The organism is Mesorhizobium sp. M1428, assembly GCF_040317515.1.
Taxonomy (GTDB): Bacteria; Pseudomonadota; Alphaproteobacteria; order Rhizobiales; family Rhizobiaceae; genus Mesorhizobium.
In genome coordinates this window covers 70,836-94,997 of record NZ_JAMYKT010000019.1, presented here as the reverse complement: position 1 = coordinate 94,997, position 24,162 = coordinate 70,836, and the positions used below count along the sequence as shown (strand labels likewise).

The 24,162-nt window shown below is 60.9% G+C and carries 18 protein-coding genes; 12 read left to right on the top strand and 6 right to left on the bottom strand.

What is annotated here, in order from left to right:
* Window positions 1-64: 64 nt before the first annotated feature.
* Complete coding sequence (tnpB, locus tag NKG60_RS23800) at window positions 65-421, bottom strand: IS66 family insertion sequence element accessory protein TnpB (RefSeq protein WP_023709031.1); 357 nt, start codon at window positions 419-421, stop codon at window positions 65-67.
* Window positions 418-798, bottom strand: a complete 381-nt coding sequence (tnpA, locus tag NKG60_RS23795) for an IS66-like element accessory protein TnpA (protein WP_292644753.1) — start codon at window positions 796-798, stop codon at window positions 418-420. Before tnpA ends, tnpB begins: the two co-directional genes overlap by 4 nt.
* A 1,527-nt stretch (window positions 799-2,325) precedes the next feature.
* Between tnpA and NKG60_RS23790 the strand changes: the two genes are divergently transcribed.
* Both NKG60_RS23790 and NKG60_RS23785 read left to right on the top strand, forming a co-directional pair.
* Entirely contained in the window at window positions 2,326-2,850 is a 525-nt protein-coding gene (locus tag NKG60_RS23790; protein WP_352492790.1) for a helix-turn-helix transcriptional regulator, read from the top strand.
* Between the two features lie 444 nt (window positions 2,851-3,294).
* On the top strand, window positions 3,295-3,507 hold the full coding sequence (locus NKG60_RS23785) for a hypothetical protein (protein WP_352492789.1): 213 nt from the start codon (window positions 3,295-3,297) through the stop codon (window positions 3,505-3,507).
* 303 nt (window positions 3,508-3,810) lie between these two features.
* Here the strand turns inward: NKG60_RS23785 and NKG60_RS23780 are convergent, their stop codons facing one another.
* From NKG60_RS23780 to NKG60_RS23765, 4 genes are all read right to left on the bottom strand, one after another.
* Window positions 3,811-4,068: a hypothetical protein gene (locus tag NKG60_RS23780; RefSeq protein WP_352492788.1), complete on the bottom strand. Its 258-nt coding sequence runs from the start codon at window positions 4,066-4,068 to the stop codon at window positions 3,811-3,813.
* Window positions 4,069-4,226: 158 nt separating this feature from the next.
* Window positions 4,227-4,679, bottom strand: a complete 453-nt coding sequence (locus NKG60_RS23775; protein ID WP_352492787.1) for an ATP-dependent DNA ligase — start codon at window positions 4,677-4,679, stop codon at window positions 4,227-4,229.
* A gap of 32 nt (window positions 4,680-4,711) precedes the next feature.
* The gene (locus NKG60_RS23770) at window positions 4,712-5,050 is read right to left on the bottom strand and encodes a hypothetical protein (RefSeq protein WP_352492786.1); all 339 of its coding nucleotides are present in this window, start codon (window positions 5,048-5,050) and stop codon (window positions 4,712-4,714) included.
* Between the two features lie 827 nt (window positions 5,051-5,877).
* Complete coding sequence (locus NKG60_RS23765; RefSeq protein WP_352492785.1) at window positions 5,878-6,204, bottom strand: hypothetical protein; 327 nt, start codon at window positions 6,202-6,204, stop codon at window positions 5,878-5,880.
* Between the two features lie 1,040 nt (window positions 6,205-7,244).
* Between NKG60_RS23765 and NKG60_RS23760 the strand changes: the two genes are divergently transcribed.
* The 10 genes from NKG60_RS23760 to NKG60_RS23715 all read left to right on the top strand — a co-directional run bounded on the left by NKG60_RS23760 (window position 7,245) and on the right by NKG60_RS23715 (window position 24,154).
* A complete protein-coding gene (locus tag NKG60_RS23760) occupies window positions 7,245-7,670 on the top strand; it encodes a YidB family protein (RefSeq protein WP_352492784.1) in 426 nt (141 codons plus the stop codon).
* 1,898 nt (window positions 7,671-9,568) lie between these two features.
* Complete coding sequence (locus NKG60_RS23755; protein WP_352566616.1) at window positions 9,569-9,862, top strand: DUF3606 domain-containing protein; 294 nt, start codon at window positions 9,569-9,571, stop codon at window positions 9,860-9,862.
* Between the two features lie 523 nt (window positions 9,863-10,385).
* Complete coding sequence (locus tag NKG60_RS23750) at window positions 10,386-11,099, top strand: SOS response-associated peptidase (RefSeq protein ID WP_352975732.1); 714 nt, start codon at window positions 10,386-10,388, stop codon at window positions 11,097-11,099.
* Between the two features lie 319 nt (window positions 11,100-11,418).
* Window positions 11,419-11,994, top strand: a complete 576-nt coding sequence (locus NKG60_RS23745; RefSeq protein ID WP_352975731.1) for an Lcl C-terminal domain-containing protein — start codon at window positions 11,419-11,421, stop codon at window positions 11,992-11,994.
* A gap of 538 nt (window positions 11,995-12,532) precedes the next feature.
* On the top strand, window positions 12,533-13,606 hold the full coding sequence (locus tag NKG60_RS23740; RefSeq protein ID WP_352668138.1) for a hypothetical protein: 1,074 nt from the start codon (window positions 12,533-12,535) through the stop codon (window positions 13,604-13,606).
* On the top strand, window positions 13,603-14,931 hold the full coding sequence (locus NKG60_RS23735; protein ID WP_352975729.1) for a hypothetical protein: 1,329 nt from the start codon (window positions 13,603-13,605) through the stop codon (window positions 14,929-14,931). Before NKG60_RS23740 ends, NKG60_RS23735 begins: the two co-directional genes overlap by 4 nt.
* Window positions 14,928-18,776: a coiled-coil domain-containing protein gene (locus NKG60_RS23730; RefSeq protein WP_352975728.1), complete on the top strand. Its 3,849-nt coding sequence runs from the start codon at window positions 14,928-14,930 to the stop codon at window positions 18,774-18,776. The genes NKG60_RS23735 and NKG60_RS23730 overlap by 4 nt, the downstream gene beginning before the upstream one ends.
* Window positions 18,773-20,113 (top strand): hypothetical protein, encoded by a 1,341-nt coding sequence (locus NKG60_RS23725; RefSeq protein WP_352975727.1) that lies wholly within the window; start codon window positions 18,773-18,775, stop codon window positions 20,111-20,113. Before NKG60_RS23730 ends, NKG60_RS23725 begins: the two co-directional genes overlap by 4 nt.
* On the top strand, window positions 20,110-22,155 hold the full coding sequence (locus NKG60_RS23720; RefSeq protein WP_352668131.1) for a hypothetical protein: 2,046 nt from the start codon (window positions 20,110-20,112) through the stop codon (window positions 22,153-22,155). The genes NKG60_RS23725 and NKG60_RS23720 overlap by 4 nt, the downstream gene beginning before the upstream one ends.
* Window positions 22,156-22,174: 19 nt before the next feature.
* A complete protein-coding gene (locus tag NKG60_RS23715) occupies window positions 22,175-24,154 on the top strand; it encodes an RICIN domain-containing protein (protein ID WP_352975725.1) in 1,980 nt (659 codons plus the stop codon).
* Window positions 24,155-24,162: the final 8 nt, after the last annotated feature.

The following is a 24,162-nucleotide window of genomic DNA, read 5'->3' as shown; positions in this document are numbered from 1 at the left end:
GATCAGACCATATTCGCCGACAGCCCGCGACAGCGGAATCCAGGCTGATTCACTTCGTCGCGGGTCAGCCCGCCTGGGCTGGAACACGGGTCCGGCGCGCCTCGTGGACTCGCCGCCAGTCGAGACCTTCGAGTAGCGCCGAGAGCTGCGCGGCCGTCAGCCGCATCATGCCGTCATGCACTTTCGGCCAGCGGAACTCCCCATCCTCCAAACGCTTGGCATAGAGGCAAACCCCGGTGCCATCCCAGAAGATCAGCTTGATCCGGTCAGTCCGCTTCGCCCGGAAGACGTAGACGGCCCCGCTGAACGGATCGGCCCCCATTGTCTCTCGCACCAGCGCCGCCAATCCCTCAGCACCCTTGCGGAAGTCGACGGGCTTCGTCGCCACCATGACCTTGACCGCACCCGTCGGCCCGATCACGACGTCGCCTTCAGCGCGCGGATCACTGCGGCCACCGTCTTGGTATCGGCGCCCCGGCCGACGCGCATCGCGATGCCGTCGATCTCAAGCTCGATCATGCCGGCATCTCGGGTGGCTTGCCGCTTCCGCTGCTTCGGTGAACGGCTGGCTACAGGTTCCGCCGCCGCCAAAACCGCCGGCACAAAGGCAGGAGAATCTTGCTGCACCGAAGCGGCCTGTTTGCGCGCTTCGCGGCGCCAGGCGAAGACCTGCTGCGGCCTAAGGCCATACCGACGGGCGACCTCGGAAATGATTGCGTTCGGCTCCAGCGTCTCCGCGATGATCCGCGCCTTGTCATCCACCGACCAGTGACGCCGACCGCCGGCACCGTTGATCACCTCGAAACGTCGAAGCTGCCGCTCCGGGTCAAGCGTAAGGTCAAGTCCAGACACAAGCCGATCTCCGATCCCAATACAGGATCGGCAACCTCACAGATCGCGACCACTCCCGAAAGGTGGTCCGGAAACACCGCTTACGATACATTCGCTCGATTTGGCGAATGTTTTTGTCGTCAAACTCACCGGGAAACCGGGGAGGTGGTCATGAGAATTATTACCACTCTAACATGTGTCGCGTTGCTTGCAGGTTGCGCAACGGCGGGCCCCCCAGGGCCCCAAGGGCCTGTCGGTCCACAAGGTCTGCCCGGCAAGCAGGGACCTAAAGGTGCAATGGGGGCTGAGGGTCCAGCGGGGAAGGACGGCGTCAGCGGTTGGGAAATCGCCCACTATGCAAGTGCGAGTGATACAAGCCCAGACAAATCCGCACAGGCTTGGTGTCCCAAGCCAAAAGTCGTGATAGGTGGCGGTGCCAGCGCGTCAAATTCAAATGCTCTAATTTCTAGGAGCTTGCCGGTTACTTCCCCAGCTCCGGGGTGGGTAGCACAAGCGCATGTAGCCACTACGCTCCCAACAGCTTGGACGCTGACAGCATATGCCATTTGCGCGCTTGTCAAATAGTCGGCGCTTGGCCGGGCCGGTGAACTTTGCGTTGTCGCGCCTCCGAAGGTGAAAACCTAGCGAGTTGCGTACCCGTGAGCGCGACAGGCGCGTCCCGGTGCTTAAGATCGGATCAATCTACCTGATCTGGTGGTCGAGCAAGCAACACCCCCACGACAATTAGCTGGCTTTCTAGCTGGCAGCGATGTCTACCCCCTGAGGGAGAAGCGCTTTCTAGGGAGGAAGCATGCGAGGCAAGCGTCGCACCGCTATGGTGGCGGGGGTTCTTGGGTCGTTCTTTGGGTTTTTTCTGTTGATGCTAGTCCTGCAGACCGTAGGCAGATTGCCCCCTGAGGTTGAGCTTTTCGGGAAATTGACATCCGCCGTCCGCGATAGGGCTTGGCTGACTCGGTGGTGCTCGTAACGCTCGTTGAGCGGGGCGTGGTGGCGGTGGTGGTCATGGGGATCTCCCATATTTATGGTCAGTTTTGAGATAAAAGAGCTGTACGAAGTTCCTAATCTTGCCCTTTCGTGGGAGGGCTGGGTGGTGTCGGAAACAGGGGAGCAGGAATACTATCGGCAGCTTGGCGGCATGAATAAATCTTAAGAAATGCATTCCGAGATAAGTTTCTGGATGCGAAGCTAACGACAATCTTCAATTTGGTTCGTATAGAAACACGTATTGTGGAAGCGTGGTTGAGAAATCCATTTGCTTCGGGCTGGTGAAACTTTGGGCAGGGGTAGAAAATGACTCTGATCGATAGACACCCTGAAGCTGCAGCTGGCAACCGATACATTGTGATGAGGACCAAGTATGACCGTGAGGCGCGTACGAAGGGGCCCTCTTATTCCTATTCAGATCGTCCATCAGATCGACTGGGCGCAGGGGTCGGGGAGCCAAGAGCACGCAGCCTGGAATCCATAACCGGCATGCTTGATCGCATCGGCTGCGGCTATCTCGTGCTGAACCGCGAGAGGAAGGTGGTCGAATGGAACGCTGCCGCTCAAACCACGCTGGAGCGCCAGGGCGAAGTGGCAGATACGGCCAGCGGGCTTTCCGTGGCCTTGAGGCGGCTGATCGCGAATGTTCCGGCCCATTTCCTGCCGGGCTCGTTATCTTGGGTGGTGATCCGCAGCGGCGGCGACAGGCCGGTGATATTGGACGAGAACGGGTTTATCGCTCCTGACGGAACGAGCATTGTGGCGTTGCTGGACCGCGAGAACAGGTCGGGGCCAAATCCTCAGACACTGCAAAAGATGTTTGGCTTGACGAGCGCGGAAACGCACCTCGCGTTGCGTTTGGCTCGGGGCGATGCACCTTTGGAAATTGCCCGCAGTTGGCGCCTCAGCCGCACCACGATCCGCTCCCAGCTTGCCTCGCTGTTCGCCAAGACCGAAACGAAACGTCAGGCGGAACTGGTGGCTCTTCTTGGGCGCATTTCAGTCTTGCCATAAGGGCGTCGTTTGGATCCATCTCAGCAACCAGCCAGTCCCGAAACGCTTTTGACTTCATGGGGCGTTCGCGGTGTCCCCTAACAAGCGAGAAGTTCGCAAACCCCGGATCCCAGTTGGCTCCCGGAGGGTACAGCCTATCTCCCGTTCGGGGCACCTTGGGAACTGGACCCGCATCCTTGGCCAGACCGAATTTGGTGTCCCCCATGTTTATCCATAGGCCCGCACCTAAGTCGATGGCGCATATTCGCCAAAGCGAAACAACGTGGTTTAAGGCCTCAAGGGGTACTTCTGGGAGGGAGGCCATGCGTCGAAAAGAACGCACCATTTTTTTGGCGGGAGGTTTGGGTCAGCCTTTGGATTTATCCTGCTGACGCTGATCCTGCAAATGGTCAGTTCCCTTGACTAGGTGCTTGACGGCCGCCGGAGTCGCACCAGAATCCGGGGATGGATGAAAACTACAAATATGGCGAGCGCAGCTGCCTGCAGCTCGTGCGCAGGGCGATCGAGCTGACCTGCCCGGCCGGCGTGTTGCCGAGCGAGGATGCCGTGTGGCTGCTTTACGGGCCTGAGCCGGTGCATGAGGGCGAGGCGCTTGCAAAGGCGATCATCGAAACGGTCGAGAGATTAACCGCGTGGCGAATTGACCGGGCGCGCTGATCAAGGCCGAATTACCACTCCCGTGCCGTACAGTTGCACACCAAGGCGATCGTTCTTCCGCCACCGGACCACCGCCTGATAGGTGGCTCCCTCCTCAGGGATGAACAGCACAAAACGATCCGGGACTGAGGCATCAGCAGCGACCCGCAGTTCGGCGCCTCTCTCATGCTGGTTGCAGATCGAGCAGCTTATATCCATGTCCCGACGCCCAGTGCTTATGGTCGCGTCCTTCAGCACAGGCGTTCTCTCCATAGATGCAGTCCTTGTCGTGGCGGATTAGCCATGTGGTTCACCGCCGAAACCTTACAGCGAAGCGCTGCGTATATATTTGTGCTCGCCGCGGAGGTGCTTGGGGCGCCGCTTGACCTCCTCCGGCTTTACCCACTGCGTCGCCGGTCGCTTCTTGATGCCCTGCGGAGGCGGGCCGGCATGGTCCTGGACCCGCTTCCACAGCCGTTCCTTCATGTCGCGACCCAGGCTGATGAAGGCTGACCCGACATATTTTCGGGTGCCCGGTTGCGCCAGCAAGGCAAATGCAGCCTTGCCAGGCTCGCTCGACACCCATCAGTTCATATTCCTGGACCGTGAAGCTCTTCGTCTTCAACCAGTTCGATGTCGGGCCGCTCCGATATGGGCTGTCCGCGAGCTTGGAAACGATCCCCTCGATCCCCGCCTGGTCGACGAGATAGAAGATCGCCTTCGGATCGCCGGGTATCGACTCACTGAACTGGATGCGGATGTTCGGCTTGATGATGCCGAACAGGATCTCGCGGCGGGCTTTGCAGCCGATATCCGTAGCCGTCGAGATGCATGATGTCGCAGGCGCCGAGGATCATGGCGTAGGGATCGCTGTGGACCGCCTTCTGCAGCGCGTCGAAGTCGGGCAGGCCGGCTGCGTTGGTGACCACCGCCTCGCCCTCGAAGATCGCGTTCTTGACGTCGAGCTCGCGTGCCGCTTCGACAAGGCCGGTGTATTTGCTCGTCCAGTCCGCGCCGCTTTTGGTGAAGGCACGAATATCGTCGGGGCTGTTGATGACGATCTGCGTGCGGTAGCCGTCGAGCTTGATCTCGTGAATCCAGTGCTCGCCCTCGGGTGGCTTTGGGACCAGCTTGGGCTCCATCGGCGGGATGAACTCGAGACGGCCGCCGCCGGTACTTACAATTTTACGCACCCAGTGAATACTAGGTACAAAGCTTATATTAGCTAGAGTGAACGGAACGTGATTCCGCGCGGCCTGCTTGCACATTGGTGCGGGTTGTATGGATTGATGAGAACGGTAATTTGCGATCCCGCCTTGGCCGTGCACACAGGCACTAACCAGGGGCTGGTTTCGACACGGTAGACGGTGCCATCAAACTCGTATTTGAGCAGGTAGCGATCGGGGCCGTCACCGCCTTCAATACGATCCAAAACTTCAGCGGCGCACCGCACCCAGTCTTTTGTATGCTCACGCAGCCATCTGCTGTGAATGAACACAAACGCAAAGAATATTCCGCCGCAAATCAGGCACGCTAGCAAAAAGCTTGGATCGAAGTTGCTCACTTTGGCTTGTGCCGCGTTTTCAAATCAAAGGGGTATGCGGAAAGGCGAGCACCGCTGAAAGACCGATTCCTGCAACAACAATCAGCGCGACGAGGCCGGACCACCGGGACCGGGGCTGTTTTGGGTTATCGGATGGCCCGCACCGCTGAGAGGATCAATTCGTCGTGATCGAACACTGAACTACTTGACCCGTTGCCTTGTCACGAACCTTTTTCGAAAACACGCGATGAAGGCCGATTGCGCGTGATTTAGCTTCACTGCTCGCAACGTAATCGGGAGTGCCGACATGCATTTGCCAGCGAATGTCTCTGGGGGGGGACAGGTTTCCACGTGACTTTTGATCCATAGGCCGCTTCGCCCGGACCTGTGCTATCGAACCGGCAGTCGATGGCTGCGGGCATCATGCCTTTCTTCCCCATTGCGGTGTTAATCGCGTCAAAATTTGACTTCGTAAGCCATCGATCCGCACCGCTAGTTGAAACTGTAGTGCACCCTGCCAGAGATATGCTCGATATCAAAAGCCAATGGCCAATTGTTTCATACCCGTCCCCCACAACTGAAAGTAGTCGGTTAGATAGGACGCCGGCGCGAAACAGGGCAAGGCCCTTCCTTCCTATTCTTCCCGAAATGTGTAGCGAAGGGGAGGTGGAACCATGGTCGCGGCGAGTGTTCCGCCGGACAACAAAAAAGTCCCGCCGCTCTTGCCCGGACGGCGGGACCCGATCAAGCGACTTGCACCAAGCTTAGGGAGTTCGGGGTTGCTCTGGTGCGCGCGATCATCTCAATTTTAGGCGCATGAGCTGTAACGCGTCCACCAACTGGCGGTTTTAGTTCAGCGCCGGCGTCCGTCCCGGCCTGAAACCCTTCAGCGCCGCGGCGATGCCCATCATCACTGATTGCTCCGGGTGATCGAGAACGCGCAGGGTGCCCGGCTCGTCGCCACCAACGCCGCAGATCGGCAGGGCCTGATAATCGCCCTCGAAAGGCTCCGTGTCACCATTCGCGAAGAAGTCGTATTCGGGGAAACACCTTTTCAGGAAGGCCTCGACTTCGCGCAAGACCGGTTCGGACCGATGTCCCAACGGTGGCAGGATGATGAAGCTGTCGACCTCATCGCCTGCCAGCACGCCCGAAACATCGATGCCAGAACGCATCCCAGATTCCCCGAATGATGGTCCATTTTCGTAGATTATCAGATGGCCAAGTCAAGCCAGGGCGAAGGCAAAATCGCCGCACCTTTCGGTGCGTCAATACCCCCTTCTTGCGATGGAATTCCCCAGGCGGTCTGGCAAGCTCGGTCCGAAAAGGAGTTCGCCATGACGTGTCTCACCTGCAGTCTTGCCGCCGATACTAATGGAACGTGGCGGGTCGTCTTCTTGCCTGAAGAGTTGCATCTCTATGTCGAATTCGGCCCCAAGTCAGTTCAGATCCGGTCGACTGGATGAGTGTGGACGACTTCCTTGTGAGACGCCCGAAAGGCGCGCTTCACGAAAGGCCGCTCGACCAGTTAGTCTCGATCCTTTGCCACGCAATGAGGGATCAATAAACGCAGAAAGAGGCCGGCCTTTTCAGCTGCAGCGCGCCCAGCCCGACGGCGGAGAAGCCTATTGCAGAGCCGGGGGAATGGCTACCCACAGAAGCAGTGCAACCCCGATCCCATAGGGCACCAGCACGACCGCCAGCGCTACCCAAAAGCCGAGGTCCCCCAGGACTGCCATTTCACTGCGAAGCTGTTCCATCGCGTGTTTCCAAGGAGGGTTTGTCTTCAGCGCTCAGCCGCTGCTCCCGGAGCCGAGCGGTCTTTGCGTCTCGGGCCGCGCGTTCAACATCGATTAATGACCGTGCAGCATCTGACGTGCGCTGCTGTCTCTCATCTCTCTGGGTCCAAGTGGCCAAGCGGCGTTCTCCTATGCGTGGCCTGATCTAGGTGGATACTGCTGATCGAACCATCGTCACAGGCGAGTGTTCCACCCCAGACAACAAAAAGCCCGCCGACCGAAGCCGACGGGCCAGTGTGACCCGACAGCTGAACACAATTGCTGTCTGGCCGGAGTACAAGGTTCCAACACCCGAAAGGGCCGAAAGTTCCGAGATGCTAATATACTGGTTCGCGGCTAGCCCGGAATTCCGGACCCAAACCGTGGAACCTTTCAAACGCGCATGACTTTTGCCTTCTTGTGGAAGGAGATACGAAATGAGCCTTGACATAGGAAAGGTCGCCATAGCCTTGCTTGGCCTGCTTGCCTACAAGAACAGGGACAAAATCGGCGAGTTGATCGCTGGCAGGAAATCGACAGACCCCAACGCTAGCGCGGGCTCCCCCGGCGGCTTCGGCGACATCCTGGACCGTCTCAGAAATGTGGGTGCGGGCGATCAGGTGGATTCTTGGATAGGAAAGGGATCCAACCGACCCGTTCAGCGCGAACAGGTTGAGAAAGCAATCGATCCGCAAACGTTGGACGATCTGGCCGAGCAAACCGGATTGTCTCATGACGAGCTTCTCGACCGGCTCACACGAGAACTCCCCGATGCAGTGGACAAGCTCACTCCCGACGGCCAGTTGCCAGCGAGCAAAGGTCCAAATCTCCTGGACGAAGTCCCAACGACTGCTCGTACTTAGCGCCACCTCGCCACGAGAGGTCAGGTCATCCCGCGTCGCTATCGCTCGCAACCAGGCGGTACGGGAAATGATTGCGAATGTGGTCGCTAAGTAGACTGCTCAGAACACTGGCGCGCTCGCCCTTAAGTCGGGTCGCTCCAGGCGCTCCACGACTGGGCGCGAGACGATATTGGAGCCGATATCGGCAATCGCCTCCTCGAGCGTACGCGCAGCTTCAGCTCAAATCGAGTGTCATGTGAGCTGGCCCGAGCACCCTGTTGGGCAAGCCTAACGTCCCGACCGATAGTTTCGGTCCTTGGCGGGCGCCCAGCTCGCCGCGTTGTGAGGCGGCTATTTCCCGATTTGGCACAATCGGATTGGCATCAGAGTTGCCTAGCAAGACTCGCTGGCGTTTAGCCGCAGCAACGCAGGAGATGAAAAATGGGTTTGGCCCAGGATTTGTCTGACGTTACGCTCACGTTCGAATGTCCGAATTGCTCGCATCCGATGGTAAGGAAGGGCTCTGCGATAAGAACGATCGCGCACTTTATATGCGACGGGTGCAAAGCCAAGGTGCGGCTCACCTATCCGCAGAAGCTAGCAATTTTCGAACGGCACAACGGATTGGCCAGGCAGCCGCGAAAGCGCGCGCGCAGAGACCGTACGCTACCCACCGGGGCTCGATTGCTGCAGACAAAATGACTCAGAAACGGGCAAAGTTAAGCTACAGACCTCACTCGCGCCACGATTTACGCCGATCCGGTGGGCGATATTTATACGACCTGTTCCGATGCGTTGTGGTCAGCTCAGGACGAATCCAGCCAATAGGACCGTAAGGACGGCCAGGAGACAGCACAGTTCAAAAGTGTTGTCTTGGCGCCCGTCCATCGTGCTGATCCCGCTTTTGTGCTTTGTCATGTGACAGCAACGGGCAGTGGCAGCCGGCGGTTCCATACCTGTCGGTTCATGAATCGCTTGCCCCGCTTATATTAGCAATACCTTGACTACTACCAAGGCCGCTCCACCCTCATTCCATGGCGCGGATCAGCATAGGAGATGAGGTGGCACTAACCGCTACAGTTCGGCGTCGGGTTTTGAAGGATCGCATAAGCGTCTCTATCCCGGGCTACAAATTCCCTCATTCCATCAAGGACAGCACCTCGAAGCTAAAGCGAGGCCAGCAAATCGAGCTTAAAGGAGAAAGTTACCCGGATTGATGAGGAGAAAGTGACGATCGATCTGGGACCGCTGGTGACAGTTGATCTGGACAATGTCCGCCTGGTGGAGAAATACCGTCCACAGCAGCGCAGAACGCACCTACACGACAAGACAGGCTAGGCCTGTTCGTCATCGACTGGCCCTTGCGTCCTTCATTCGCATGCTTCGCTTCAATTAGCGTGAGCTAATATTTCGATAGCCGGCGCTGCCCCTCTAACCCCGCCGGTCAGGCCCGGCATCTTGCTGACAGCCCCGCCGGGTGGGTGCCGGGCCGCACCGTTCCTCTAGCACGCAGCGTTTTGTCGAGCGTGGAGGCCGTGTTTGGGCCCCTATGTGCCTCGCCCATCCACGAGCTGCCAAAAGCCACCATTGCCGCAGGACAGCGCTCATGCGCTGACCAGGGCCGCAGGCCATTGCTGGATCTGGCACGCGGACCCTTGTTTGTGCACGCTTCAGATCGAAAGCGGGTAAGCTCAGGATCACTCGTCCGGCCAGAAATCCTGAACCGAGCTATGGGCGAATGTGGCTGCGATGGCCACGAAAGATACTTGACGCGCAGCCTTCTCACGCCAGGTTTGAACCAATGGATCACCGGCTGCATCTTTAGGGCGTCTAGCCGTGGCACAGAAGGCGATTCCGCGGCTCCCCGACGAAAGTAGTTGCCAGCGTTGCCGTTGATCCAAGGCTGAAGGGGGACCAGGATGGCTGACGGCTACAGCAAGCCGGATTTCCGAGATCGCACCCACGTATCGGCGCACGAAATCCATGAGGTGAAATATTTCGCCGAGCAGAATGGCCTGACGCCAGACCAGGTTCGGCAGCTCATCAGGACCCACGGCAATGACCCGAGCCCGCTGAGGGAAGCTGCCAAGGCGCAGATGGCGCGTGGGCTTCGGAGGGCAAGCTTGCGCGCCGCGTCCAGCTTTTCCACTGCAAATTTCGCCAGTTCTCAAAATTTTTCCTCCATTTTGCGCGACTCAATTAGCATCTACTGATGGAACGTCGTCACGCCCTGCGAAGAGTCACGAATGGGTTTTGGGAAGTCTATGATATAGACGACGACGAGGTTGTCTTCATAGACGGGGTAGCTCTGACAAATTTGCAGGGAGAAGAGGCACTCGACGCCCTGGAGCTGCTAAAGGGCGGATTCCTGATCCCGAGCAAGCGAAAGTATTCCCGATTCTGACCTGGCGGTGAACTGCTGTCCGACAAGGTGCGGCATGGAATTATCGCCCATTGCAGATGCGCGACAATTCCTGCCGGCGCTCAAGTGCCAAGGCGCACCTTAGATACGCGATATTCTTGCGCAGAGATCAGGCCGGGCGGAGCCGGCCCTCGTCGGAGGTCGCGACACCCAACACCGCTCGAATGCATTCTAACGCTGCTAGGAGGGGCACGCCTGAGCTTCACCGAGCCAAGTCTTGCTAAAGTTCTGCTAGTCATTTCAGGGGACTTGGAAGCCATGCTATTGCCCTGTGGACGTTGCGACACAGCAGCGATTGGGGCACATTCCAGGCCATGTGCAATCTCTACAACATCACGACCAGCCAGGAGGCCATTCGCCAGTGGACCCGCGCCTTGCGCGATATCCTCGGCAATCTCGAACCCTCCATAGACATCTATCCCAACCAGCCAGGCCCTGTGGTGCGCAACACGCCGGACGGCGAACGCGAATTGGCCAATCTGCTGTGGGGCATGCCGACGCCACTGGAGCGGGTGAAGGGCAAGGCCGACTATGGCACCACCAATATCCGCAATCCGCAATACGGCCACTGGCAGCAATATCTCGGCATCGAGAACCGCTGCGTTGTGCCCGTCACCAGCTTCGCCGAGCCCAGCCCGACGCCCGGTGACAAGGACCCCGAGACCGGCATTCAGCGCAACTACTGGTTTGCACTCGGCGAGGACCGCCCGCTGTTCTTCTTTGCCGGTCTGTGGACGCATTGGCATGGCACTCGCAAGGTCAAGGACGGCCCCGCCGATCATCAGGTCTATGGCTTCATGACGACCAGGCCCAACGCGCTGATCGCGCCGATCCACGACAAGGCAATGCCGGTGATCCTGACCACGCCGGAAGAAACCGAGACCTGGCTCACCGCGCCGTGGTCGGAGGCAAGGCACCTGCAGCGCACGACGCCCGATGACGCGCTGGTGATCGTCGAAAAACCGGCGACACAGATCAAGTTCGCGGCAGCGCCTGAACAGGCGCCGGCGCAACGTTCGCTGTTTTAGGTATAGATCAACACTCGCTCCGCACTTAAGCGAACGGGCCTTGTCGCGCCGTCGCGCTCGCGCTTTGGCGCCCCCGGTGTGGTCTAGTGAGTTAGCTGTGGTCGGCTGTTCGCCAATATGCTTCCAGGCTGTTGGCATACGCCACGCAACCAGTTCCCCGTGTATGGAAAACTCTTGCAGCAGATTTTCGGCCGAGCACCAACTGGGATGTCCGTCATGGTGGCAGTAGATTCAAGGAAGTTCCTGTCATCTTCGAAGTGCAGGAACTTTTAATTGTTCGCCGGTTCAAGTACGCTTGTTCGGATGGCACGCGGAACGCGTGTGCAGGGAGGAGGAAGGCATGCTTCGGATTGCTACCCTTGCGACTTTCAGCATTGGCTTTGCCGTTTTCGCAACCATGTCGGCGCCGCAGTCCCAAGCCGCACCTTGCGGTATTGTGCATAAGCAGGCCCGCCAGCCGCTGAATGACCAAAATTTCTGGCTGCTCGCTGAACATGGCGGCAGGGCCTTCGTTGACCAACGCACTTGCCTCGTTGCCAGGATAGACAGGCTTGATCAGCCCGCCACGCTGAGCGAAGCGATGGGCTATTGCGCTACGCTCGGACAAGGCGGGCCGTATGGCGATATGGGCTGGCAACTTCCGACGATGGCGGAATTGACGAGCCTCGATTCGGCGGACTGGCCAAGGCAGCGCGAGGCGTTCGCGCAATACAAGCTGCCACCGCTCGCGCGTAGCGAAACCGAATACTGGACGCGCACTGAATGGCCAGGGCTGGCAGGGTCCTTCGCGGTCGTCACATTCAGTGCACCCACGACGCTGGTGCGTCCGCTTGAAGCGACCAAGAAGGCAAGCGCATGGTGCGTCTTTGGGGTGACCGCCACGGGCGTTGACTAGCTGCTGGCGTCACCTATTGAGCACCATATCGCTCTTATGCGAGCTAATGTTTCGGCGATCGTGGAAGGCATCATAGAGTCGTTATGAAGTTGCCAAATTGGCGACCGCCAGGCGATTGCTGGACGTCTGCTCTTCCTCAGCGCAGTTTCTCAGGCCAGATCGTGACCTTCCGCACTCGAACGGTGGCGGAGCGACGCTTGGACGAGGCCAAGCCAGCGGAAAAGACAATTCTTTACGATGTGTTAACTGCCTCGACACTTAGGCCGGGTTTTCCGGGATGGAACGCAAAAAGCCAGGTGTGTTGACAGAGAAACTGTTTTAACTTACTTTATTGAGGCGTTTTATAGCGAATGTGAGGTTGAATTGGCCACGCCTTTGGCTGCCAATTTTCGCTGTAACGAGCAAATACCAAAAGTAGCCTGCTAGATATTGCCAGTAAAAAAGCAATGGGGCCGCCGCTTCGGCGGAAGGGGAGGCTTTTGTGCATTTTCCTTTGGTCGTTATGTTGAAGAGATGCGTCTTCAATACAGCGATCATCTTGGCCGCGGTTCTTGTGCTCGGCGGAGGGGTTGACCTCGCGGCAGCCCAGCAAATGTGCGGCTCCGCGCTATCGCAGTGCGACCTGCAGACCGACTCCGCATGTCTTGAACGCACCTATGCGTGCGGCGAATATGATACCGTTATCCAGTCGCTCTTCGTCGAGCGGTTCGAACCGACGCCCGACCAGAAATACTTTGTCGGTGCGTCGTTCTACGGACGCCATATTCGTGAACGCGCCGCCGGCGTGCAGTGCGAGATGGTGAAGTTCGCGCGCGAATACCTGACCGACTATCTGTCCGGCGTCGAGGCTGCGTTCACCACCAGCGGCTCCTTCGGCACCATGCGACAGATGGATCAAATCTATCATGCCGCGCAGATGCTGAATGACCTTGGCGGCGTCACCGGCTGTCCCGAATCGGCGCTGACACGCGCTACCGTCGAGGACATTGCCCGCAGCGAAGCCGTGCGCTATGCGCGCTCGGTGTTCCTGCAGCCGCCGGCGGAAGCCCGTTCCTCGTTCGACACGCTGCAACTGGCGCTGAGGAGCTTCGTCAGTCGAGCGTCCGATCTCGAGACAGGCATCGCTCTGCGCCGCGTCGAGATCAAATCGGCCGATACGCACTTGAAGGCGATCCGCGCCATTTTTGCAGAGATATTCGGACCGGTGAGCGGTGCGGGCGCTACGCTGGTCGCCAACACCTCGATCCTCGACGGGCTGGCGGCCAAGACAACGCAGATGCTGCGCTCCGTCGAAGTCTCGGAGGGGGAGTTCAAGCGCGCGCTCGGCGACGTCACACCTGAGCAATACGCCAATCTCAATCGCAACACTGTCGCAAGCGCAGAGGACTTTCTCAAAATCTCTGCGTTCCACATCAACATGATCGGGGTGCTGCTGCCGACCGATCCGGCAAAACCCTTCTGGCGACTGGACGCCGAGGTTCATGCCGACAATGCGGCACAGGGCGCATTCAACGATCTCGCCAAAATAAAGGCTGACTGGAAAGCGCATGGCGCCGCGACCGGAATTTGCGCCCAGGCTGGCGCGGCCGACAGGGTGTGGTACTGCCGATGACAAGCATCCGAGCCCTTGAGCTGTTCCTGATCGTCAGTTGCGTCCTGGCCGGCGAAGCCGGCGCCGCATCGATCCTGGAGCGCGCTTACACGTCGGAGAAGCTCGACAGTTTCTGGAACGCGACGCTCTCTGGCGCGACGCCCGAGACGACCCGGTTCAGCCTGCTCGCCCCTGGTCCCGCCGCCGTCGAACCAAGTCACGAGGCCACACAGCCCGATTTCGGCCTGCCCTTCGCCGGCGAGGTAATCGGCGAGGCATCGGCCCCTTCGGGCGGCAGCCGCGGCGTCGGTTTTCCGGTCATCCCGCTTTCGGCCGACGATGCTTCGGTACTGATGCGCCGCCTCGCATGGGCGGAGATTTATCTCAGCCGCTACCGCTTCTTCGCCCCAGTTTCGTCCGATAGTGCCGAAGAGCTCGCCGCCCTCGTCGGCCGACAATACGCAGCCGCCGTCGAGGCTTATCTGATCACCGGGCGACTCTACTTCTCGGGGGCCGACTTGCCGGAGAAATGCCGGCATCTGACGAGAATGAACGAGATCGATGTCGGGCCTTTGTCGGGCGCAAGCGCGGATGCGCTGCCTGCCGCCTGGCGTCCGCTATTCCCGATCGTCGAGGCCGTGCGGGCACGACTCGGCTCGGACGCCTTGGCGAAGCTGGTCTGTTCGGCCAAGCCAGTGCGCGGGCGCGCTGAGACGACCGCGCTGATCGAGACGCGGGTGCGCGGCCAGATCGTCAAGGCGGTCAGGACGAAGGTCGACGATACGCTCAACCTGATGAACACCGCTTCGACCGAATACCAGTCGCTGGTCAACGAGATGGACGTGTCGATCAAGTCGGCCGAGGTGATGGAGCTTGAGCGTGTGCTCGGCAACGCGCAGGCCAATATGGTGCTAGTCAAGGCGGATCAGCTGAAGGCAGCCGAGACGATCGCGACGCTGCAAGCCGTCGATCTCTCCAGCCTCAACCAGCCGGATTCGCTGAAGGAGTTCGAAGAGGGGAAGGCAAGGATGGCGCAGATCGTCGGGCAGATCGAAGGGGTGATGACGGCCCTGTCCGATCTCACGCATGTTGTCGACGATCCGGCGATCACAGCTGAGCTTTCTTCCTGCGCAGGACTGGGCGGAGCGTATTCAGCGCTCGACCTCACGCTCGACACTGGCGCGCTGACCGCGAAAATCAGCAGCCCCTACGAGGACTGTATCAACCATGCCCGCGCAGTGGTGGCACGGTTCCAGAATCCGTCGCTTTCCAAGGCCCAGATGGCCGAACTTGCCCGGCATGTGCGCCAGATTTCCGAGATCTTTCTGACGACGGGGCAGCCATGAGACAGTTCTTGCTGCTTTGCGGACTGGTTGCCGGCATCGTCTTCGGCACTGCGGGAATGGCGCGCGCGCAAGATTGCATGGCGCTCGACATCGACGCGGCCGCCGGCCATGCCGGCGAGCTGACGACGCTGCTCAAGATCGCCAATTTCCGAGCCGACGTAAAATATATGGGTGAAGTCGCAAGCGAACTTGAACAGTTCCTGACGACCTGCGGCGACGAGACGACCGGACGGCTGGCGATCGTGTGCGATTTCGACTGCCACCTGCAACTCGGACGCTATCGCCTGTTCCTCGCCGCCGACATGCCCTTCCTGTCGTCGGCGAGCGGCGTCAGCCGCAACGATACGCCGGTTTCGCCGCAGGCCGCGCAGGAATTCGGCCGGCAAGGCATCGAGATCGTCGACCGGGGCCTTCGCATTCTCGCCCGACAACAAGGCGGTGATCAGGGCACGGCGGCGGGAGAAGATGCGAGCTACCGCACCTTCGTGCGGCAGCTCACGGCGCTGTCTTCGCTGAAGATCCAACTGCTGATGAACACCGGCGACGTGTGGTATCAGACCGTCTCGGAGGCTCGCGTCAAGGCGCTCGACTTCCTGGTCAGCGATACACTGGGCGCCGTCGGAGGCGCTGGTCTCGACAGCCAACCCAACCTCTCCAAGGCCTACACCAACTACGAAGCCGCCATGTGGGTGCTGGTCGAGACGCAAATGGATATTCCGGGCGAGTCCACCTACGACGACCTTCGCGCCGACCTGCTGCTGCAGCAGAGCGACCTCGATGCGCGCATGGACAGCGTACGCAAGGGCTTCCTCTTCCTCAATATCGACCCGATGCAGTTCACGACGATCCCGTTCGAGGACCTGCAGCAGGCCCTAACCGAGAGCGAGCAGCGGTTGACCGAGGTCGAGCGCAATGTCGAGGCGCTGGTTGAACGGTGGTACGCCAACAAGGAAGGGGAAGCCACGCGCGCGCTCGACGAGGAGCGGACGATCCGTAGTCAGGAAGTCAACCTGATCGCCCACAAGATCGGCAAGCTGGAACACGAGGCGCAGACTTTCGCCACCACTGTCCAGCAGGAGATCAACGCGGTCGACGCCGAGAAGGACACGTTCGGCTATCGCCAGCAGATCAGGTCGCTGGAGATCGAGCTCGGCACGAAGATCGCCGAGTTCGAAAACCAGCGCCGTCAGATCAATGACAGGCAGGAACTCGACCTGATCGTCCTCTCCAAGGAGGCCGAAGTCGAGCGGCGCAACGAACTGCGCTGGCTGCTGAACTGGGAAATGACGCAGATGAACCTCGATCTGCAGATTTCCTCGCTCGAGAGCCAGATCACCGAATATGCCCGCCAGACCGAGCGCAACGCCAACCAGCTCGAACAGGCAGTTCGCCAGCGGCAGATCCTTCAAACCCAGATCGCCAACAACCAAGGCGCGATCGCCCGCGCCAACGACGCAATTACCGAACTGCAACTGCGCCAGACCGATCTCTATCAACGCCGCCGGGCCGTCGACCGCGAGCAGCTTTGCGGCATCGAGAATCAGCTCGCCCTGATCGGAGATACGGCCGACCATCCGTTCACGCCGTTGCTCGCGGGCGAACAGGCATGCCAGACCGTGACGCCAGCCTTCACGCGCAACCAATACGTTGCCCAGATGTGCGGCCCGGATGGTCAGTCGGGTCTCAGGGCCCAGCTCCTGAACTCGCAGACACAAGCGAAAGCATTCCTGATGAAGTGCGTTATCGGCAGCGCCGACTTCGCCGATGTCGAGCCGCTGATCGCCGACCAGCAGATGATCACATCGAACATCTCGCTGCCGCAGGAACTTGCGAACGTCGATTGCGGGTCTTTTTCCCAGACGGAAACGGACTTCGCCAAGAAACTCTACGAAGCTGAGCGGGACCTCTATGCGAGGAGAAAGGCGGACCTTGAGGAGGCGCGTGACCAGGTCGACGGCCAGTTGTCGGAAGTGATCGCTTGGTTCGTCGCGTTCAACGGCACCACACAGGCCGCGCAGGTCATCCTGACTTCGGTGCAAGGTGCATACTCGATCGGCGCTGCGGTGCCCGAGATCATCACCTGCGCCTGCGGCTTGGGCAGTGGTGTCGCGACTGTGGTGGACGTCGCCAAACCGATCAGGGCGGCCTTGGAAGCGGCCCAATCCATCCTGTCGACGATCATCAGCACCGGCCAGATCACTCAGGCGAATATAAATGAAATCAACGCGCTGAAGCAGCGCCTCACGCAGCTCCGCCAGGCGATCGCGCAACTCGATCTCGACAAGGCGCTCAAGGCAAGGGCGCTGGTCGACACCCATTTCCAATTGGCCGGCCGGCTGGCGCAAGGGGCACAGGACATCAAGGAATTGGCGCTGCAAGGCTCGATGGCGGCGGTCGATTGCCAGAGCCAAGATCTCAGCATCGACGAGCAAGTGGCGCGGCTCAAGTCCGACCACGAACGCATCCTCGCCGGACTCGATCTTCAGGCCCGCGAAAACGACATGCTCAGTTTCCAGGTCACCGACCAGCAACGCACGATCGACCGGCTGACCAACGAGATCGCCATCCTCAACCTCGAACTCGACAAGCTGTCCCTCTCGGAAGCTCAGCTCAACCAGGACAATGCGCGCGTGGCAGAACTGGTCGCGGCAACCAACGGCCGCATCGAGCGCGTGCGTGCTGCGCAGACGACCGTAACCGGCCTCGCCGAGGAATCGAATGCCTCGACCAACCTGATCAACGAACTGCGCGACCGGCAGAAGGACAAGATGCTGGCGCTGAGCGAAGCCGAGCTCGCCTTCGTCGAACAGCGCATCACACAGTCGCGCGGCAACACCGAGGAACTCGTCGCAGGCCTGAACCAGGCCAAGGACCTCGGTCTCAAAAGCCGCGCGCTGCAGGACAGCATCCTGAAGTTCCAGAGCAACGTTCAGGCCGAGGTGACAAAACAACAGGAGGACATGACGAAGCTCGTCACCCAGATTGACGATCCGGCGACGCGCAAGAATCTGTTCATCGCTACCCAGGAGACCGTCGCCGACCTGATGAAGGGCATCCCCGAATACCTGGTGACCAAGCGGCGCGTGCTCGAGACCGCCAACCGGCTGATGCACCTGATGCGCCGTCGCTTTGAAGTGGTGCAGGCCTTCACCGGCGAGGCGGCGACTGTGCCCGCGGTCTATGTGCGTAACGCAACCCAGCTCCAGGCGATGATCGACGACATCGTCGCCAAGCGCTTCTTCGACGAGCGACAGATCAATATCGATGTCGCCCAGATCGTTGTGCCCGCCAATTCCGGCTTCGCCCGCAAGCTCGCGCTTGACGAGAATGTCGAGTTCGAGGTTTCGCCCTTCGCGTCGACCGAGGCGCTGATGAAGGCAAACGGCTATTTCGCGCTGTGGGCGCCCAACAAATTCCGTGAACGCAAGAACCTGACCCTGATCGACGTCTTCGTCGGTACCGACTACCAGTGCACAGGGACGCAGTGGAACCGCTTCGCGTTGCAACACCGCGGCAGCGGCTTCGTCCTCAAGCCGCTGACCAAGGGGTCGAGCGAGGTCCGCGCCGACATTTCGGTCGGGCCGGAGCGGGTCGCTTTGCAGACCTTTTTCAACCAGGCCGACAGCGGCGACGAGATCACCCGGATCATCCGCTACTGGGTTCAGGATCGCTACCAGGCGCGCAAGTTCCCGCGGGCGCCCGGACCGTCGAACGACACGAGCCTGATCCTGCCCTATCTCGGCGCGCCGCTGATCGGTTCGTACCGATTGTCGCTCCAGCCGAGCGACTGCCCGTTCGATGGCGCTGTGTTCACCCTCTATTTCATCTTCGCGAGCGCGCCGTGAGAGCCGTCGTTGCCGCAGCAGCGCTTGCTCTGGCGCTTGGCGAGACGGGAGCAGTCGCGCGCGACCTGTTCGTCGACAATCTTGCCGGCTATACGATCGAATCGCGCGTTCTCGACGCTCCCAACTGCGAGGGGCCCGCCATTCTGGATGGCACGCTGAAGACCTTCGAGCAAGGCATCTGCGTCTTCCACCGCCCGGCCCGCAGTCCCGACGACAGCCGACGCGCGGCGAACCTGATGCGAGAGGCGCAGACACGCGGACTCCCGCCCGTTCACCAGCAGCTCGCCGGTCTGATTTCGGGCTTGGCCAACTGCGCCGAGGCGACGCGTCACCTCGACGCCTATCGCGCTTCGGGCAACCAGAGCCGGATGGAACAGACGCTGTTTTGTCGCGACCGGCGGCACAGCCAGGCTGACTTGAATGCGATTGAATGGAATCATGCGTTGTTCGAGTATGCCGAAAGGCTCGGTTCGAACCGAACGCTCGACCAGAGGCTGGCCGAGATGAGCGCTTGCGAGGCCGGCCCCTTGAGTGCCGATTTCGACGCCCAGTGCGGCCTGATCTCCAATCTGTCCGACACCGAGATCGATGCCTTCGCCGACGGGTCGGCGGGCAAGGTGATCGAGAGCTACTTCGCCAGCGTCGAGAGCCCGATCACGGCGATGTTTTCCCGAAAGCTTAAGCGCGCCGAGGGCCTGATGCAGAGTTCGCGCGCCGGCATCGACGACATCAAGGCCGGTGCCGACGCAGTGAACAAGGAGTATGCCGCGCTGAACCAGGTCTACGAGGCGGCGCGCGACACCAAGATGGGGCCGATCTACAGCGCCTACCGCGAGGCGATCCTCAGGGCGACCTCGATCCTTGACGAGTTCGACCGCTGGAAAGGCGGGCTGTTCATAACCTCGGAAAACATCAACCTGATGCCGAAGATCACGGAACGTTCGGGTGAGATCACCGGCGAGAAGACCCGCGTCGAAGGCCTCGCCTTCGAAGCCAAGGCGGGCGCGCTGGTCGCAGACATCAAGCGCATCATCAATGCTGACGCCGAGAACCGCGCCACTGTCGCCGCGCTCTGCCGGATCTACTTCTGCGAACTGACCAATCGCCGCGCGATGGCCGACGTCATCCGCACCTGCCGCCGGCCCGCGCTGGCCAACAATCCGCTGTGCGTCGGCCAAAACGGGCAGATCACCAGCGGAAACCTTACGGTCGACTTCCAGGGGCCGCACTCGATCTCGGTCAAGGAGTTGTGCCAGTCGGCTGGCCTCGATCCGTTGATGACCGAGGTCAACATGGATCCAGCCCGCGCAGCAAGCTGCCTGAGCGAATTGCGATGAAACAGGCGGCCGCCTTGCTCGCCCTGTTTCTCGCGGGCGCTTCGGTGGCCAGCGCCGAGCCGCAGCTTGCCGCTTTCGTGACCGACCAGAACAAGGACGTCTATGTCGCGCTTTTCGACGGCAAGGCGGTGGAACTCGCCGGCTGCGCCAGCCCAGGCCAGGCGAAGCGGCTGCTGCACCTGCCCGACACCGCCACCGTGTCGCAGACGACGCTCGCCAAGCTTCAAGCCGAAAGCGGCTTCGGGGCGCAGCCACGGCTGCCATGCCTTGGCACCGCATTCGATATTGACTGGCCGGCGACAACCGCGATCTGGGCCGATGTCGCGGCATCGGGCAATTATTATCTCCCCTCCCCCTCGGGCAGCGGCTATTTCGCCGTGCCTACCGCCTGCGCGGAGATCAAGGCGGCGCTCGCCATCCGCGAGCGACTGCAACTGCCGGGGGTGCTCCAGGGCTTCGTCGCGCCGCCAAGCGTGGGGACACCGTTCGTACTCGATTGCGGGCGCGGCGATCTCGGCGGCCCGTTGGACCTGGCACTGCCGAGCGCGGCCCGCTGGAGCCTGCACCGGTTTGAAACCTTCCTCAGCGCCGACAGCATCGGCGACACGGTCTATGTCGTGCGCTACACGCCGCCCGGCGAAGGGGTGCAGCCGTCCTATCTGCCCATTGTGCGCCTCGACGGCAGGGCGACGCGCGACATCATCGTCGATGCGGCTGCGGCGGAAGCGGTAGAGAAGAAATTACGGGCATTCTTCGGAATCGCCGAGGCCGAGGGCGTAACCCTACTCGGTGCCGACGCGGTCGCCGCGCTTCGTTCGGCGCCCTTCGTCGACCTGTGTCTGTCGAATTGCGAGGGCTATCAGCGCGAGCACGCGGCCTTCGCGCAACCGGGCATCGACCTCGGCCTGTCGCCGCTGCCAGCCGGCCCGTCCATCAGCTCGCTTGACTCCCTCGGCAATGCGCGGCTGGACTGGACCTTCGCGGACGGGCGAAGCCTGTCCTTCACGGGCTGCCCGCTTCTCACCTCGGCGCTCGGCCTGTCTGCCCCCGGCATTGGCGATTGGATGGGCGAGACCGATCGAGCGCTGACATCCGCTCCGGCGCCGGCTACCGGCTTCGACTGTCGCGGCTCGGCCAGCGATACGTGCATTCGCCGCATTAATGATGGTGGCACGCTGACGCTGACGCAATTCTCCGCCGAGGGCGATTGCGCCGGGCGGATCAATCTCAGGCTCGAACTGCCCGCAGCGGTCCAGGTGCCGCAGAGTCTGATCCTGAAAGGACTGCCGTTCAAGACGGTGCACATGGCGCCGGCCCCCGGCATCACCCGCACGCGGCTCGTCGGCACCGCCAACCGCGTGCCGGGCGGAACCTCGTCATGCATCCTGTCCGCGACGGGCGTCATCATCGTCGCGGATGGATTGCCGCGGCTCGAGCTCGAGCGGATCGATCTGGCACGGGCAGCCGATCAAACGACCGACGAGGTCGTCGCCGTGATCGCCCAGAACGGCACTGTCGCGCTCGACAATGTGACCATCGGTACCGTGGCGGATGGGTTGTCGCCGGTGGCGCGTGGCGTGTCTCTGTGCCTGGCCGATCTTTATGCGCGCGGCCTCAGGGTGGAAGCAGACATGCTGGCGATCCAAGGCGTAAGGGCACGGCTGCTGATCTCGGCCCAGACGCCCGCCCGCTCCAGCATTGTCCGCGCGCGCTTCGGCGCGGTGCTTACCTCCGACAGCCTGATGCGGGTGGAGTCTACCGACGTCTCCGCGGCCAATCCGCTGGTTCTGCGCGGGGCGATCGTGGCGGGCCGCTCGGTTGGCTTCGCACCCGCGGCCACTGGCCTTGCGGTCGGCTCTGCGATCCAGCTCGAGCGTGGTTCGTCGGCGAATTTCACCACCTCGACGGTATCCGGCTTCCGCTGTGCGGTCAGTTTCGCAGACAGCGGCTCAAGCGCCAGCTTCCTGCTGCCGGGCAACGACATCGCACGCGACAATACGAGCCGGGCTTGCGGGCCAGGCCGCTTCACCCTGGTCGAATAGAGCGGAAAGGAGAAACCAGATGAACCGCATCGCTGGCTCGCTGCTACTCCTGCTGACGCTGCTCCTGGCGATCGATGCCGGTCCGGCCCGCGCCGAGGAGCCGAAGGTCGTCCTGTTTGAGGACCCGACGCTGAACGCCAGCCGCTTGCACTATCCCCTGCTCATCACCGAGGGACGCGGCTACCGCATCCGCTGCAACGACCAGGCTGACGAAGAGGCGGTGATCCGTGGACTGGGCTTCGCCACCGTTCCGTCGCAAGTGCTGACGGCCGTCGACAATGCGGTCATCGCGGCCGACCCCGCCGCCAATCCGCTGTTGTGCCCGTCCGACGAGAACTACCCGATCAAGGTCTTTGCGCACGACGGCGGCAGTGGGCTCGTCTACTACCTTCAGTTCCCGACCGATTTCGGGTCAACATCCTTTTCCGATCAACTCTACATTCCCGGCTGCGCGGCCCTTGTCGCGGAACTCAGACTCAACCTCAGTCAGGCGATAAACGCCGATCCCACCCCATTCTTCGCCGGAAAGGTTCATACCATCGCATGCGTCGCCGGCGCGCCGCTTGTCGGCAGGCCGACGACCTTTGCCAGCTGGTGTATCAAGGATGACCTCGATCCGGCTCAGCAGACGACAGTCGAGGAATTGCTTGCCCTGACACCCGGCGGTGCCTCCGCGCTGGGCAATCCGGCGGCGTGCGCAAGCGCGCAGGATTTTCTCGCGTCTAGCACGACGCTCGACCTTGCCGGGCGACGGCTGACCAACCTTGAGCCGCTGGCGACACTCACCCATCTGACGAGCCTGACCTTGTCCGGCAATGAAATTGCCGACACGCGCGATCTCGAAAAGCTGACCGAGCTCACCTTCCTCGATCTGTCGCGAAACAGGATCGGCAACATCAACGTAGCGGCAGCAATGAAGAAGCTGACCGACGCCGACCTCAGTTCCAACCAGATCGCCGATCTGCGACCGCTCGCCTCGGCGCGGGCTTTGACGCGGCTGGTTCTGGCCAACAACAAGGTGACGGACGTGTCACCGCTGCGGTTTCTCCAAGAACTCACGGCGCTCGACCTGTCTAAGAACCGGATCGCAGATGCGCGCGCCTTGATGGGCCTGACGAAGCTTACCGCCCTTAACCTGCGAGCGAACCGCCTGGCCACTGTGCAGTCTGTCAGCGCTATCCTGCCATTCAATCCTTCGCTGGACGGCAATGCGGTCTGCATCAGTCGGCCCGAGCACCCAACCGCGGCCCCGGGCAAGATTTTCGAAGCCTGCATTACGGCAATCAAGGAGGCTGACGTGGTGCTGGCAAACATGCAGACCGGCAAATGCCTGGCTGTTGCCGAGGGGCGCCTCGACAACAACGCGCCGGCAGTACAGTTCGACTGCGACAGCGACCGGTGGCGCCGCTGGAAGCTGGTCGAGACGGACGACGGTTTTCAGTTGCAGAACGTGCGGACTGGAAAATGCCTGACGATTGCCGGCGGGGTCAGCACCGAAAACAATGTTCCGGCCCTCCAATTCAACTGCGACCGGGACGCTTCGAGACGCTGGAAGCTGACCGCGACCGGCGACGGCTTTCAGGCCGAAAACGTGCTGACGAAAAAATGCCTGACGATCGCCGGCGGGGTGAGCACCGACGACGACATCCCCGCCCTTCAGTTCAACTGCGACCGCGATCCGGCACGGTTCTGGAGCATACGGGCGGCCGACCCCGAGGTCGTACTGGTGAACAGGCAGACCGAAAAGTGCCTGTCGGTCGCGGAAGGAAGAACCGACAATAACGCGCCGACGGTGCAATTCGACTGCGACGGCAGTCAATGGCAGCGCTGGAGGCTGGTTGAAGCAGGCGACGGTTTCCGGGTGGCGAACGTGGAGACCGGCAAGTGCCTCACGATTGCCGGCGGGGTTAGCAACTTGAACAACATCCCGGCCCTCCAGTTCACCTGCGACCGCGATCCGTCTCGCTATTGGACCATCAAGCCGGCGGACGCGAGATAGCGTCGCTG